Source organism: Leucobacter faecis, assembly GCF_054456635.2.
The window spans coordinates 68052-82750 of record NZ_JBTJEP020000003.1 but is presented as its reverse complement, the minus strand read 5'-3'; the positions used below and the strand labels follow the sequence as shown (position 1 = coordinate 82750).

Here is a 14699-nt window from a genome sequence, read left to right as displayed (position 1 = left end):
GAGTCACAGGCAGACCTGACCGATGAGGGATACGCTCGAGACATGAGCACCACGGAAACAACAGTGCCAGCCCCCATCATTGCAGCTGAGGTGGGCGACGAAATTACGATCTCGGCGCGGGCACTGAAAGCACTCGGTGAACGCATGCAGCGCTTCTTGCTCGAATATCGCTTTGGTATGCAAGAGGTCGAAACCAAGCTGTCGATTTTGCGCGAGGAGTTTGTGCACACGCACGAATACAACCCGATCGAACACGTTTCGAGTCGCGTGAAGTCGGTGGAGAGCCTCGTCGGCAAGCTTGAACGGCGCGGTATTGGGGCCGACTTCGAAGAGATTCGCGCCAACATTCACGACATCGCGGGGGTGCGCGTCACATGCTCGTTTAGGCGTGACGTGTATCGACTCTTCGATCTCCTCACACAGCAAGATGACATCACCGTGCTCGAAGTCGAAGACTTCATTGCTGAACCCAAACCCAACGGGTACCAGAGCCTGCACACGATCATCTCGGTGCCCGTGTTTCTCTCGAAGGGACGCGTGGACGTGCCCGTCGAAGTGCAGTTTCGAACCATCGCGATGGATTTTTGGGCGAGCCTCGAACACAAGATTTACTACAAGTACGAGCGGCAAGTACCCGACTCGCTCATCAGCGATCTGAAGGATGCCGCCGACCTCGCAGCAGAACTCGACGCACACATGGAACGCCTGCACGTTGAAGTCCACGGGCTACCGAGCGACCCCACCCCGCCCGGCCCGCGCGTGTTCCCTGCGTAACAGCGTGCCCGAATCCTCTACAGTCGAAGAGTGGAAAGCGAACATTTAGCGGGTGGCTCGGGCGGCGTGTGGCGTATACGCGCAAACGGCGTCACCCGTGTACACCGGCCCACGGGGCCGTGGACGCCAGCAGTGCACGCGCTACTCGAGCACCTACACGAGCGCGGCCTCCCCGGGATCCCACGTGTGCACGGCATTGATGCTGAGGGGCGCGAGGTGCTCGACTACCTACCCGGTGACACGCTCGACCCCGAAACTACGCAGCCGGGTGACGCGGCGCTCGCCGCTGCGGCCGCGTGGCTGCGCAAGTATCACGATGCCGTGCGTGACTTTCGGCCGGGGGCGCTCGCATGGCGGCAGGGGGTGCAAGCCCTCGAAGCCGATGAGATTATCTGCCACAACGATCCGGGGCTGTATAACTGGGTCGTTCAGGAGGGCGAGTTTGCGGGCATGATCGACTGGGATCGCGCGGGCCCGGGTCGCCCGCTTGACGATCTCGCGTTTCTCGTATGGTCGGGGGTGCCGCTCTTGCGACCGGCCCCGGTTGCAGACGTCGTGCGCAGGCTGCAGCTTGTAGCGGTGGCGTACGGTGGCGTCACCGCGACAGCCGTGCTCGACGCCGTTGATGCACGCATGGCTCTGATCGCGGCAAGATGGCAGGCCGGTATCGAACGCGGGGACCCCGGCACGCTTGCACTGCGTGATTCGGGAGCGATGGAGCGCCACCTTTTGCGCGTACGCGAGTTTGGGCAGCGGGAGGTCGCGATCCGGCACGAACTGGCCGCCTCCAGAGAAAACCCGGGGAAAGAGCAGTTAGGGTGGTCAGGTGAGTAGAGACCCCTTTGAGGAGCTGTTTGGCCCGCTGAATGACGACGCGAACGAAGCGTCGGGCACAGACGCGGGTCGCAGCGAGACCCCTACAGCGCCGCTGCCGACTTCTCGCCCAGCTGCACGTCAGCCCGTACTCCCTCAGCCCGTGGCCCCTCAGCCCGCTGCCGCTCAGAGCGCCGAACCGGTGCCGGGCGTGCGTCGTGGGCAGCAGCCCGCAGCGGAGCCGGTGACAGCAGCCGCTCCCATGCCAGCGCGGCAGCGGCTGGCGCATGAACAGGCTGAGCGTGTGCACACGAATCAGGGACCTACGGCGAAGAAGAAGGCTCCCATGCCGTGGATCATCGTGGGCGCGGTGGCCGTGGTCGCGATCATCCTGTCGATCGTGGTGGTGAACGTCGTGCGCGGCGCAGAGTCTGCGCCACAGGCGACCCCGCCCAGCTCGAACACCACGGAGACGACACCGCAGACGCCTGAGGCGACGCCCGACACTGAGCAACCCGAGACCCCAGTAAAGCCTGAACCCGAGCCCGAGAAGAAGGACGAGGCGCCCCAGGTTGATGTGGGCGAAGTGACCCCTATGCCGATCGGCCCGTGGAACTCGGCGTCACAGATTTCGACCCGCTTTGGCATGGTGTACTACGCGATTCCAGACAACGTAAACCTTGAGCTCACGTCTGAACTGCTGAGTTCATTCCCCGAGGAGTGCGCGGCCATGCGCACCGCGTGGGGTGCGACGCGGCTGGACGACGGCACGATTCAGATTCGCAAGCCTGCCGAAAGCTGCGCCGCCGCACCAGAGCTCTACAACGAGGTGTGGGGGCTCGTCGCCGCCTGGATCGGTACGATTCAGCCGCAGTAAGCTCGTGCTCGTGCTCGTGCTCGTGCTCGTGCTACGCTCCGGGCGCCGCAAACAGGGTGGGCCACAGGGCGAGCGCGAGCGGGTACCCCGCGAAGCTCACGATGTCTAGGATCCAGTGGGCGATGACCAGCGGCAGTGCGCGGCCGTAGCGCTGGTAGCACCAGCCAAATACGAGCCCCATCACCACGTTGCCTAAGAAACCGCCGAAGCCCTGGTAGAGGTGGTAGCTGCCACGCAGCAGTGCGCTCGTCACAACAGTGGTGACCGGGCCCGCGCCGAGTTTGCGCAGACGATCGAAGAAGTAAGCGACGACGATCAGTTCTTCACCGAGCGCGGCCTTGAGCGCTTGCAGAATCAGAATCGGAACCGTCCACCAGTACGCATCGAGCACGGTCGGCACGACGGTGACATTGATGCCGATGGCTTTCGTGACCAGGTAGAACCCGATGCCGGGGACGCCGATGAGGGCAGCGAGCCCCACCCCGTACCAAATTTCGCGCGGCCACCAGCGGCGCCTGGGGTTGCGATACCCGCCGAGCGGTGTGCCTAAACCGAGTGCGCCGAGCCTCGGTGGTGTGCTGCGCCACACCAGAAAGATGACAAGCGCCACGGGGGCGAGACCAAACGTAAAGCTCAGCAACTGGTAGACGAGGTCGAGCACGGCCTGCTCAGACAGCGGCCGGTTGATCGTGGCGGTCTGCTGTGACAGCGGCTGCTCGCGCGTGAGACGCTCGATGATGGCCACAATCGCGTACACCCCTGACGCACCAAACGAGAGGGCGAGCACGATGCCGAGCTCCCACGCGGTGCGGGTGCGCGGGGAGTGAGGAAGGGTCACGTCGGTGGTATTCACTGTTCGAGGGTACCGATGAGCGTCACAATCACTGTGAAATGAGACAGCCAGCAACGCGTGTCGCAGTGGATTTCTCGTTGGGAGCCACAGTAGGCGGTTACAAAGTAGTTACGACGATGCATTTTTGAGGTTCAAGCACGGCCAAGTCGATATGGTGACTCTGTTAGAAATCTAGGCTCAACGAACTCCTCTCAACAGGTGAGAGGAGTTCGTCAGGGCGAAGTTCAAGGAGGAAACTAGTGAAGCGTTCTCGGATCGGGTTTGGGTTCATCGCCCTGGCCGCCGCAGCTGCCCTCACACTGACGAGCTGCTCGTCGGGTGGCGGTACTGAGGCCGGCGGCGATAAGTCAGGCTCAAGTATCATCACGATCAACAGCACAGAACCGCAGAAGGGCTTGATCCCCGCAGACACCACCGAGGTAGGTGGCGGCAAGGTCGTCGACGTGCTCTGGGAAGGCCTGGTCTATTACGATGCCGACGGCGTAACCCAGATGGGCGTTGCCGAGTCGATCGAGTCTGACAACGGCACGCTGTGGACCGTGAAGCTGCGTGATGATGCGGTCTTTTCAGACGGCACGCCAGTGACGGCACAGAGTTTTGTTGACACGTGGAACTACAACGCGAACATCGACAACGCGATGGGCAACCAGTATTTCTTCAGCTCAATCAAGGGCTTCAACGAAACTGAACCCGTCGAAGCGCTCGAAGGTCTGAAAGTAATCGACGATCAGACGTTTACTGTAGATGCATCGCCCGACTTCCCTGACCGCCTCGGCTACTCGGCGTTCTACCCACTGCCCGAGGTTGCATTCGAGGATATGGAGGCGTTTGGCCAGAACCCGATTGGCAACGGCCTCTACAAGCTGGACGGCGACGGGGCTTGGAAGCACAACGAATCAATCAAGGTCGTCAAGAACGATACCTACGTCGGCCCCCGCGAAGCCAAGAACGACGGCATCGACTTCAAGGTGTACGCCTCGCTCGACGCAGCGTACGTTGACCTGCTCGCAAACAACCTCGACGTGCTCGACCAGATCCCCGACACCTCGTTTGCAGTGTTCGAGGAGGAGCTTGGCGACCGCGCGATCAACCAGGCCGGGGCGCTCACCACGACGGTGACGATCTCTGAGAACCTTGATCATTTTGCGGGTGAAGAGGGCAAGCTGCGCCGCGCGGCGTTGTCGATGGCGCTCGATCGTGAAGAGATTATCGATGTGATCTTTGAAGGCACCAATATCCCGGCTGAAGACTTCACATCGCCCGTCGTTGATGGTTACGCTGAGGGGCTGAAGGGCTCTGAAAAGCTTGACTTCAACCTCGATGAAGCGAAGAAACTCTGGGCTGAGGCCGACGCCATAAGCCCATTCGAAGGCACGCTTGAGGTTGCCACGAACTCTGATGGTCCGCACCAGGTGTGGATCGAAGCGGTCGCGAACCAGTGGGCAGCGAACCTCGGCATCACGGCAGCACCGAAGCTCTACCCGACCTTTGCGGCATTCCTCGACGATCGTGAAAACGATGTCGTGGGCGGTCCGTTCCGTTCAGGTTGGCAGGGCGACTACCCGGGTGCTTACAACTACCTGCAGCCGCTGTACTACACGGGCGCAAGCTCGAACCACGGTTTCTACGCAAACCCGAAGTTCGATGCGCTGCTTGATGAAGCAGTCGCCCAAAGCGACCGTGAGGAACGCAATAAGAAGCTCGACCAGGCCCAGGAAATCCTGCTTGAAGACCTGCCGTCAATTCCGCTGTGGTACCAGGGCACCACGGGTGGCTTCGGTGAAAACGTCGACAATGTAGCCTTCGGCTGGAACTCAGTCCCGATCTTGAACGAGATCACGAAGAACTAGTTCTTCTGCGGGGTCCCGGACACATCCGGGGCCCCGCCACATTTCTGCACCAAAGCAGCAGAAATGATACTTAATCTTCGCGCCGTCAGACACCGCAGTCGGGCGGCGAGAATTCGCGCCACACATGCGAAAGTAGTCAACGTGCAACAACCAAATACTGGGGGGAGAGCTGCAACATGCTGAGATATATTCTCTTGCGCCTCCTACAGGTAATTCCGGTGCTCCTTGGCACCACCTTCTTAATCTATTTCATGGTGTTTGCCATGCCAGGCGACCCCGTAGCCGCAATGTTCGGCGACAAAGTCCCAAGCGAGGCCGTGCTCGAACGCGTGCGCGCACAGTACAACCTCGATCAGCCCTTCTTCATTCAATACCTGCTGTATCTCAAGGGCATTTTGGTGGGAGACTTTGGGGTGAGCTTTTCGGGCGAACCCGTAAGCCAGATCCTGGCGCGCACTTTCCCCGTCACGATCAAGCTGGCTGCGATGGCGATCGCCATTGAGCTCGTGCTCGCCATTGTGATTGGGCTTTTCTCGGGTCTGCGCAAGGGGAAGATCTTCGACAACGTCAACCTGATTATCGGCCTTCTATTTATGAGTGTGCCGATCTTCGTCGTTGCCTTCATCGCGCAGTTCGGTCTGGGGTTGAAACTCGGGTGGTTTAGCCCCACCGTCGGGTCAGGTGCCCCAATCCAAGACTTGATCTTGCCTGCACTGGTCTTGGGAGTAAGCCTGTACGCGACGAGCATGCGACTCACGCGCAGTTCGGTCATCGACACCCTTAACCAAGACTTCGTGCGAACGGCGTACGCCAAGGGCCTGAGCCGGGGCCGTGTCGTACCGGTGCACGTGCTGCGCAATTCGCTCATCCCAACCATTACCAACACCGCTACCGATTTCGGAATCCTCATGGTCGGCGCGACAGTGACAGAGGGCATCTTTAACGTGCCCGGTGTGGGTAACGTGCTGTTTCAGGCCATCTTGAAGGGCGAGAATGCGACCGTCGTCTCGTTCGTCACAGTGATGGTACTCATCTACCTCGGCGTCAACCTGGTCGTTGACCTGCTCTACGCCGTGCTCGACCCGAGGATTCGATATGCCTGAGCAAAATCTCAACACAGCGCGGAGCCAACGCCCGCCAATGGTTCACTTCGTCGCGGCCACGGAAGAAACCCCCGTCGCTGCTATCGACGCGGTGCAGATCAAAGCAAAGAAGTCGAACCTCTGGCTTGATGCTTGGCGTGACATGCGCACCCGGCCCATGTTTTGGATCGCTGCGATCATCATCTTGTTCGTAGCGCTAGTGTCACTGTTTCCGACGCTATTTACTCAGGTGAATCCGCGCGATTGCATTCTCGCGAACTCGAACGGAGCGCCAACCGCGCAAAATCCCCTTGGGTTCAATAAACAAGGGTGCGATGTGTATTCGCGCATGATCTATGGTGCCCCAACCTCGGTCACTGTGGGGCTCATCGTGATTGCGATCACTTTTGTATTTGGCACCCTCATGGGCGCCATCTCGGGATTCTTCGGCGGATCGATCGACACAGTTCTGTCACGTATTGGCGATATTTTCTTCTCCATTCCGTACATCCTCGCTGCCGTCGTGGTGATGAGCGTGCTGAGCGCGCACCGAAACCCGTTCGTTATCGCGCTCGCCATTGGTGGCTTCTCGTGGCCAATTACGGCTCGCATTGTGCGCAGCGAAATTCTTAGGGTAAAAAACGCTGACTTCGTTATGGCCGCTGAGTCGTTGGGGCTTTCGCGCACGATGACGCTTGTACGACACGTGCTGCCCAATGCGCTCGCACCCGCGATTGTTGTCACGACGCTGTCGCTGTCGTCGGCGATTGTCGCCGAAGCGACGCTGTCATTTCTTGGTGTCGGGTTGCCACCTGGCAACTTCATTAGTTGGGGCAACGACATCAGCTCTGCGCAGTTGTCGCTTCGCACAGACCCCATGCCACTGATCTACCCGTCGCTTGCGCTCACGGTCACTGTACTTGGGTTCATCTTGCTCGGTGAAGTCGTGCGTGACGCACTTGACCCGAAGGCGAGGGCTCGTCGATGAGTACACCAACACATACAGAATTACCAGTCATGGCGCCGCTGTTGAGCGTGAAAGACCTGCGAGTTGCGTTTGGGTCAAAGAAACAGCCGAACGAAGTCGTGCACGGGGTCTCTTTTGACGTATACCCGGGTGAAACTGTCGCGATCGTGGGTGAGTCAGGCTCAGGCAAATCCACGACGATGCACGCGGTCATTAATCTGCTACCAGGCACCGGTCAGATCACCGGTGGCTCGGTGCAATGGAATGGGCGAGAGCTCGTGGGTATGCACCGGCGTGATATGGAGCGTCTGCGTGGGCGCGAAATTGGCTTGGTGCCTCAAGATCCAATGTCGAACCTCAACCCGGTGTGGTCTGTGGGATTTCAAGTCGAAGAAGCGGTGCGTGCAAACGGCGTAGCCAAGGGCCGCAAGGCCGTGCGTGAGCGCGCCATCGAGGTGCTCGAACAAGCCGGCCTGCAGAACGCTGAACAACGCATGAAGCAGTACCCGCACCAGTTCTCTGGGGGCATGAAACAGCGAGCGCTGATCGGCATCGGCCTGGCAGCTGAACCACAGCTGCTCATTGCAGACGAGCCTACGAGCGCGCTTGACGTGACCGTGCAGCGGGTCGTGCTCGATCACCTCGAGGGGCTCGCGAGCGAGCTCGGCACGGCCGTCGTGTTCATCACCCACGATCTTGGTCTCGCCGCAGAGCGCGCAGAGAAACTGATCGTGATGTACAAGGGCAACATTGTCGAGTCGGGCCCGAGCCGCGAGATTTTGCAGCGACCGCAGCACCCGTACACGAAGCGACTTGTCGCGGCAGCTCCGAGCCTCGCGTCACGGCGCATCGGCCCAGACCCGGCAATTCCGACCGCCCCCACCTCAACCTTTGATGTGGCGGCGCTCGCAGATCAGCCTTACAAGGCGATCGCACACGGTGAACCGATGATTGAAGTGGAGGGGCTCGGCAAGACCTACAAACTGCGCAAGGGAAGCTTCGGCAGCGAAGATTTCCACGCGGTCCAGGGTGCCACGTTCACCGTGAACAAGGGCGAAACAATGGCGCTCGTGGGTGAGTCTGGCTCGGGTAAATCCACGATCGCCAAGATGATCCTGCAGCTCGAGAAACCCAGTTCGGGCACGATCCGGGTAGCGGGTGAAGACCTGAGCGGCATTTCGGGCCGCAGGCTTTTTGACCTGCGCCGCACACTGCAGCCCGTGTTTCAAGACCCGTACGGTTCGCTCGACCCGCTGCACAACATTGGCAATACGATCATGGAGCCGCTCAAGATTCATGGCGTGGGCGACGCGGCGTCGAGGCGCGCGCGCATGCTCGAGCTGCTTGACCAGGTGGCGTTGCCGCGTGAGCTCGCCACCAGATACCCGAACGAGCTTTCGGGCGGGCAGCGCCAGCGCGTTGCAGTTGCACGCGGGCTCGCGCTGAAACCCGACATTTTGGTGCTTGACGAGGCGGTTTCGGCGCTCGACGTGCTGGTGCAGGCGCAGATTCTTGACCTGCTCGCCGAGCTGCAGCGTGAGCTGGGGCTCACCTACCTCTTCATCACCCACGATCTCGCCGTCGTGCGCTTGATCGCAGATCGCGTGTGCGTGATGCAGCAGGGCCGCATCGTGGAACAGGCGACCACCGAGGAGGTGTTTGAACAGCCGCGCGAGGAGTACACACGCAAACTGCTCGAAGCGATTCCCGGGGCCCGCATCGAGCTGGGGGTCGAATAGTCAGCTCATTCGTATAGCCCTCTTAAGGGATGCAGTGAAGTTCTGCTTACTCTTTGCTGAAACATTCTAAGAATGGTGCCTTCCCGCCGAATTTTTTGACGGGAAGGCACCGTTATTTGTCACAAGAGTGTCACAGCGCGGCGAAACGCCCGAGGTGCGCGCCGCGCGTGAGTAGGCTCTTGAATGTTCTAGTTATCTCTCTGCGTGAGGCGAAGCGGCCCGCGCGTTTCAATGGAGGAAGAGATTGAAGAAGACACTCATGACAACGGCGGTCATCGCCGCGGGCGCCCTGCTCTTCACCGGCTGCGCAACGAGCAGCACGGGCGGCGGAGGCGACAATGGCGGCGACGCAGGGTCGAACCTCGTTGTCGGTACGACCGATAAAGTCACCGCGCTCGACCCGGCAGGCTCGTACGACAACGGCTCGTTTGTCGTAATGAACCAGGTATACCCGTTCCTGATGAACAGCGCATACGGCACTGCCGATGTGACCCCCGACATCGCAGAGTCGGCCGAGTTCACCTCGCCCACCGAATACACGGTGAAGCTTAAGAAGGGGCTCACGTTCGCCAACGGCAATGAACTCACCTCGAGTGACGTGAAGTTCTCGTTTGACCGCATGGTCGCAATCAACGACCCCAACGGCCCGGCCTCGCTGCTGAGCAACCTCGACAGCGTTGAAGCGCCCGACGAGCTCACCGTCGTCTTCAAACTGAAGAACGGCGATGATCAGATTTGGCCACAGATTCTGTCGAGCCCCGCTGGCCCCATCATCGATGAAGAGGTCTTCGCTGCCGACGCGATTACGAGCGACGACGACATCGTGAAGGGTAAGGCGTTCGCTGGCCAGTACTCGATCGACACCTACAAGCTCAACGAGCTCATCTCGTACACGCCGTTCGACGGCTACCAGGGCAACCTCGGCGCGGCAGAAAACTCGGGTATCAGCGCGAAGTACTACGCAGACGCTTCAAACCTCAAGCTTGCGATCGGCAACGGCGACATCGACGTGGCGTTCCGTAGCCTTTCTGCGACCGACACCGAAGACCTCGCGAAGAACGACAAGGTCAAGATCGTTGACGGCCCCGGCGGCGAGATTCGCTACATCGTCTTCAACTTCGACACTATGCCCTATGGTGCGACGACGACAGAAGCAGACGCCGCGAAGGCGCTCGCGGTGCGCCAGGCTGCGGCCGACCTGATCGATCGCGACGCGCTCGCGAAAGACGTGTACAAGGACACCTTCTCGCCGCTGTTCTCGCCCGTCGCTGACGGTATGACCGGCGCGATCTCGCCGTTCAAGGAGCTGTACGGCAACGGTGAGGGTGGCCCCGACTCAGCAAAGGCAGCCGATCGTCTGGCTGCGGCGGGCGTTGAGACTCCCGTTGACCTGAAGCTGCAGTACAACGGTGACCACTACGGCCCCTCGTCGGGCGACGAATACGCGATGATCAAGTCGCAGCTCGAGAAGGACGGCCTGTTCAAGGTTGACCTGCAGCAGACCGAGTGGGTGCAGTACAACAAGGACCGTACGGCAGACGTGTACCCGGCATACCAGCTCGGCTGGTTCCCTGACTACTCAGACGCCGACAACTACCTGTCGCCCTTCTTCTTGAAGGACAACTTCTTGCTCAACCACTACGACAACGCAGAGGTCAACCAGCTCATCGTCGACGAGCAGACTGAGACCGACTCGGCGAAGCGCACCGAGATCATCGAGAAGATTCAGCAGATCGAATCTGAAGACATCTCGACGCTGCCGCTCCTGCAGGGCAAGCAGGTCGCTTACGTGGGGGCAGATGTTGAGGGCACCACGCTCGACGCCTCGTTTAAGTTCCGTTACGCGCCGCTCACCAAGTAAGCGCGAGCTGGCATCGGGCCGGGGCACACCAGCCCCGGCCCGATGCCGTATCGATAGAGGTATTTCTCCATGGTCGTAGATACACCAACACCCGTCGCGACAGCGCGACCCAAGTCGGGCGGGGGTGGGTTGTGGCGGTATATTCTGATACGCCTCGTACTCATCATTCCGACCGTGTTCATTCTCGTCACCGTCGTGTTCTTCTTGATGCGGCTCACCGGCGACCCCATCACCGCCGCGCTCGGCGGTAGGCTTCCCCCAGATCAACTCGCTGAGCGCGTGCACGAGGCGGGCTTCGATCGCCCGATCCTCATTCAGTACTTCGACTATCTCGGTGGCATCTTGACCGGGGATTTTGGTACGACGATCACTGATCGCCGCCCGGTGACCGAGATTTTGCTGCAGTACGGTTCGGCCACGCTTGAGCTGGCCTTCTACGCCCTCATCGTGGCGTTCGTCGTGAGTATTCCGCTCGGCCTCATCGCAGCCTACAAGCGCGACAAATGGCAAGACGCGGTGCTGCGCATCATGGCGATCCTCGCCTACGCGACACCCATCTTCTTCGTCGGGCTGCTGCTCAAACTCGTGTTCTCGGTGTGGCTCGGCTGGCTCCCCGTGTCGGGGCGCGCGAGCACCCGCACGGAGCTCACCATGAGCGGCATCGACACCCCCACCGGCCTGTATCTGCTCGACGCGATCAGGCTTGGTGACAGCGCAGCGATCAGCGACGTGCTGTGGCACGCGATCCTGCCGGCTGTAGCACTCGGCATGCTCACCGCGGGCGTATTCTTGCGGCTCATTCGCACGAACGTGATCGGCACGCTCGGCCAGCAGTACGTCACGAGCGGCCGCTCCCGCGGCGTGAGCGAATACCGGCTCATCACGAAACACGCGTTTCGGCCCGCGCTCATTCCCATCATCACGGTGATGGGCATGCAGATCGCGCTGCTCTTGGCTGGCGCGGTGCTCACCGAGACCACGTTTGAGTGGAAGGGCCTCGGATTTATGCTCGCCGAATATCTCAAGGCCCGCGACTTTGTGGCGGTGCAGGGCATCGTCGTGATCATCGCCGTGATCGTAGCGGTCACCAACTTCATCGTCGACCTTGTTGCCGCGGCCATCGACCCGAGAGTGAGGTACTGATCATGGATCAGCAAGACCTCCCCACACCGTCCACGCAAACCCTTGCGCTCGAAGTACCGCGCAAGAAGAACTGGCGCGACACGGTGCCCGTCATCTCACATCTGCGCCAGAGCGTCGGGCTGCAGCGTGGCATGTTGATCGCGGGCCTCGTGATCACGGGTGGCTTCGTGCTGCTCGCGATCCTCGCCCCCTGGATCGCGCCCTACAGCTGGGCCCAGCAGGCCGTTGACGGTGTCAGCTTCGGCGCGCAGCAGCCACCCAATGCCACGAACCTGCTCGGCACGACCGTCTCGGGCTTCGACGTGTTCTCGCGCGTCATTTGGGGCGCGCAGACCGCGCTGTTTGTCATCGTCGCCGCGATCTTGTTCTCGATCTTTCTGGGCATTGCGCTCGGGCTCATCTCGGGCTATTTCGGTGGCATGCTCGACCGCGTACTCGTCGTGTTGTGCGACGCGATCTACGCGTTCCCGTCGCTGCTGCTCGCGATCGTGATGTCGATCGTGATCAGCCGCGGCCAGTCGACCCTTTTGGGTGGCATCCTCGCGACCTCCCTGTCAATTACGGTCGTGTTTGTGCCGCAGTACTTCAGGGTGATCCGGTCAGAGGTCGTGCGCGTGCGCGCAGAACCGTTTGTTGAAGCGGCCCGCGTGATCGGCGTGCCGACGCCGCGCATTCTGCTGAAGCACGTGCTGCGCAATTCGACCCGCTCGCTGCCCGTGATCGTCACGCTCAACGCCTCTGAAGCGCTACTCACGCTCGCGGGCCTCGGCTTCTTGGGTTTCGGCATCGAAGCGACGGCCGCCGCAGAGTGGGGCTACGACCTCAACCGCTCGGTCGCCGATGTCACGAGCGGCATCTGGTGGACGAGCGTGTTCCCCGGTGTCGCGATCGTGCTCGTGGTGCTGGGCGTCACCCTCGTGGGTGAGAGCCTCAACGACCTCGCTGACCCGCGCCTGCGCACGCGCAAGCGCCTGAAGGGCAAGAAATGACTCACGTCGCTAACATTCAAGATCTCAAGGTCACGTTCGCCACCGACGCCGCCCCGGTCGAGGCCGTGAAGGGCATCTCGATCGAGGTCGCTGCGGGCGAGGTGCTCGCGATCGTCGGTGAATCCGGATCAGGCAAGTCCGTGACCGCCAATGCGCTGCTTGGCCTGCTCCCCGAAACGGCCGCCATGTCGGGCGCCATTGTGATCCGGTCGCGTGCCGGTGACGAGACCGACGTCGTGCACGCCACTGGTGCGCAGCTGCGCGCGATGCGCGGGCGCGACGCGGCGATGGTGTTTCAGGAGCCGTCGACCGCGCTCAACCCGGTGTACACGGTGGGCTGGCAGATCATCGAGGGACTCAAAGCTCACGGCAAAATCGACAAAAAAGAGGCGCGCGCGCAGGCGATCGACATGATGCGCAAGGTCGGTATTCCCGAGCCCGAGACGCGCATCGACGATTTTCCGCACCAGTTCTCGGGCGGCCAGAAACAGCGCATCGTCATCGCGATGGCGCTCGTTATGAACGCCGGGCTGATCATCGCCGACGAGCCGACGACCGCGCTCGATGTGACCGTACAGGCCGAGATTCTTGACCTGCTGCGCGTGTGCCGCGATGAGTTTGGCGCGACGATTGTGCTGATCACCCACAACATGGGTGTCGTGGCCGACCTCGCCGACCGGGTTGTGGTGATGTACCGCGGCGACATCGTCGAGCAGGCGCCCGTGCGTGAGCTGTTCGCGAACCCATCGAAGCAGTACACGCGCGATTTGCTCGCCGCTGTGCCGCACGTGGGGCGCGGCAAATCGCGCATGCAGGCGCGTGAACGCGACGAGGCTTTGGCGCAGGGCCAGGCGCTGGCAGAGACTGCTCGCGATGCTGCGCGCGACACGACTGGCCACCTGATCATCGCCGAGAACGCCCAGATCGGGTATCCGGGCCGATTCGGTAAGGGCGCGACCGTGGTCGTGCACGGCGTCGACCTGTCGGTCGCCCCGGGCGAGGTCGTGGGCCTCGTGGGTGAGTCGGGGTCTGGCAAAACAACCATCGGCCGCGCCGTTGTGGGCCTCACGAAGGTCGTCGAAGGCTCGTTGAAGGTGCTCGGGCACGAAATGCGCGGCGTCAAGAACCGCGAGCTCGCGCCGCTGCGCCCCGAGATCGGGTTCGTGTTTCAAGACCCCGCGACGAGCTTCAACCCGCTCCTGTCGATCGCCGAGTGCATCGCCGAGCCGCTCATTGTGCACGGCAAGGCGGCGTCGCCGCAGGCGGCGCGCGCACGGGTCAACGAACTGCTCGACGCGGTGCGGCTGCCCACCAACTTCGGTGACAGGTTTCCGCACGAGCTGTCGGGCGGGCAGCGGCAGCGCGCGTCGCTTGCGCGCGCGCTTGCGCTCGACCCGAAGCTGCTGATCGCCGACGAGCCGACGAGTGCGCTCGATGTGTCTGTGCAGGCGACGGTGCTCGAGCTGTTTGTGCAGCTGCAGGCTGAGCTCGGTTTCGCGTCGCTGTTCATCAGCCACGACCTGGCCGTGATTGACGCGGTCTCTGACCGCATCATCGTGCTGCAGCAGGGCCGCATCCAAGAGCAGGGCACCACGGCTCAGGTCTTGGGGGCGCCCTCGAACGCGTACACGCGCGAGTTGCTCGCGGCTCTTCCCGTTCCGGATCCGGTCGAGCAGGCGGAGCGCCGCGCGCTCTGGCAGCGGGTGCGCCGCGGGGCGTAGGCTCGGCGTAATGCACTCTGAAGGAGGACG

The 14699-nt window shown here is 61.5% G+C and carries 12 protein-coding genes; 11 read left to right on the top strand and 1 reads right to left on the bottom strand.

The annotated features are described in order from the left end of the window. The first annotated feature begins 42 nt into the window (after positions 1-42). From ACXR2T_RS03380 to ACXR2T_RS03370, 3 genes are read left to right on the top strand one after another with little or no spacing between them, the layout of a single operon-like run. Positions 43-774: a GTP pyrophosphokinase gene (locus tag ACXR2T_RS03380; RefSeq protein ID WP_458837906.1), complete on the top strand. Its 732-nt coding sequence runs from the start codon at positions 43-45 to the stop codon at positions 772-774. Positions 775-804: 30 nt separating this feature from the next. Further along, positions 805-1608 (top strand): phosphotransferase, encoded by an 804-nt coding sequence (locus ACXR2T_RS03375; protein ID WP_458837905.1) that lies wholly within the window; start codon positions 805-807, stop codon positions 1606-1608. After that, on the top strand, positions 1601-2464 hold the full coding sequence (locus ACXR2T_RS03370; RefSeq protein ID WP_458837904.1) for a hypothetical protein: 864 nt from the start codon (positions 1601-1603) through the stop codon (positions 2462-2464). The genes ACXR2T_RS03375 and ACXR2T_RS03370 overlap by 8 nt, the downstream gene beginning before the upstream one ends. A 31-nt stretch (positions 2465-2495) precedes the next feature. Here ACXR2T_RS03370 and ACXR2T_RS03365 read toward each other — a convergent pair whose 3' ends face one another. After that, entirely contained in the window at positions 2496-3317 is an 822-nt protein-coding gene (locus tag ACXR2T_RS03365) for a CPBP family intramembrane glutamic endopeptidase (RefSeq protein ID WP_458837903.1), read from the bottom strand. A 239-nt stretch (positions 3318-3556) separates the two neighbouring features. On the opposite strand from ACXR2T_RS03365, the gene ACXR2T_RS03360 reads away from it, so the two are divergent. The 8 genes from ACXR2T_RS03360 to ACXR2T_RS03325 all read left to right on the top strand — a co-directional run bounded on the left by ACXR2T_RS03360 (position 3557) and on the right by ACXR2T_RS03325 (position 14669). Beyond that, positions 3557-5167, top strand: a complete 1611-nt coding sequence (locus tag ACXR2T_RS03360) for a peptide ABC transporter substrate-binding protein (protein ID WP_458837902.1) — start codon at positions 3557-3559, stop codon at positions 5165-5167. 176 nt (positions 5168-5343) lie between these two features. Then, on the top strand, positions 5344-6270 hold the full coding sequence (locus tag ACXR2T_RS03355) for an ABC transporter permease (RefSeq protein ID WP_458837901.1): 927 nt from the start codon (positions 5344-5346) through the stop codon (positions 6268-6270). 37 nt (positions 6271-6307) lie between these two features. Then, positions 6308-7237, top strand: coding sequence for an ABC transporter permease (locus ACXR2T_RS03350; RefSeq protein ID WP_458837900.1), 930 nt, complete (start codon positions 6308-6310; stop codon positions 7235-7237). Between the two features lie 29 nt (positions 7238-7266). Further along, positions 7267-8955, top strand: a complete 1689-nt coding sequence (locus ACXR2T_RS03345) for a dipeptide ABC transporter ATP-binding protein (protein ID WP_458837899.1) — start codon at positions 7267-7269, stop codon at positions 8953-8955. A 259-nt stretch (positions 8956-9214) separates the two neighbouring features. Further along, entirely contained in the window at positions 9215-10816 is a 1602-nt protein-coding gene (locus ACXR2T_RS03340; RefSeq protein WP_458813628.1) for an ABC transporter substrate-binding protein, read from the top strand. Positions 10817-10885: 69 nt separating this feature from the next. After that, complete coding sequence (locus ACXR2T_RS03335) at positions 10886-11959, top strand: ABC transporter permease (protein WP_458813626.1); 1074 nt, start codon at positions 10886-10888, stop codon at positions 11957-11959. Positions 11960-11961: 2 nt separating this feature from the next. Continuing rightward, positions 11962-12948: an ABC transporter permease gene (locus ACXR2T_RS03330; protein WP_458813624.1), complete on the top strand. Its 987-nt coding sequence runs from the start codon at positions 11962-11964 to the stop codon at positions 12946-12948. Continuing rightward, positions 12945-14669: a dipeptide ABC transporter ATP-binding protein gene (locus ACXR2T_RS03325; protein WP_458837898.1), complete on the top strand. Its 1725-nt coding sequence runs from the start codon at positions 12945-12947 to the stop codon at positions 14667-14669. Before ACXR2T_RS03330 ends, ACXR2T_RS03325 begins: the two co-directional genes overlap by 4 nt. The last annotated feature ends 30 nt before the right edge of the window (positions 14670-14699 follow it).

What these genes read in the sequence shown, in the direction of transcription:
- ACXR2T_RS03380 (WP_458837906.1), top strand. Translation starts at nt 43, where the DNA reads ATGAGCACCACGGAAACAACAGTGCCAGCCCCCATCATTGCAGCTGAG.
- ACXR2T_RS03355 (WP_458837901.1), top strand. Translation starts at nt 5,344, where the DNA reads ATGCTGAGATATATTCTCTTGCGCCTCCTACAGGTAATTCCGGTGCTC.
- ACXR2T_RS03350 (WP_458837900.1), top strand. Translation starts at nt 6,308, where the DNA reads ATGGTTCACTTCGTCGCGGCCACGGAAGAAACCCCCGTCGCTGCTATC.
- ACXR2T_RS03345 (WP_458837899.1), top strand. Translation starts at nt 7,267, where the DNA reads ATGGCGCCGCTGTTGAGCGTGAAAGACCTGCGAGTTGCGTTTGGGTCA.
- ACXR2T_RS03340 (WP_458813628.1), top strand. Translation starts at nt 9,215, where the DNA reads ATGACAACGGCGGTCATCGCCGCGGGCGCCCTGCTCTTCACCGGCTGC.
- ACXR2T_RS03335 (WP_458813626.1), top strand. Translation starts at nt 10,886, where the DNA reads ATGGTCGTAGATACACCAACACCCGTCGCGACAGCGCGACCCAAGTCG.
- ACXR2T_RS03330 (WP_458813624.1), top strand. Translation starts at nt 11,962, where the DNA reads ATGGATCAGCAAGACCTCCCCACACCGTCCACGCAAACCCTTGCGCTC.
- ACXR2T_RS03325 (WP_458837898.1), top strand. Translation starts at nt 12,945, where the DNA reads ATGACTCACGTCGCTAACATTCAAGATCTCAAGGTCACGTTCGCCACC.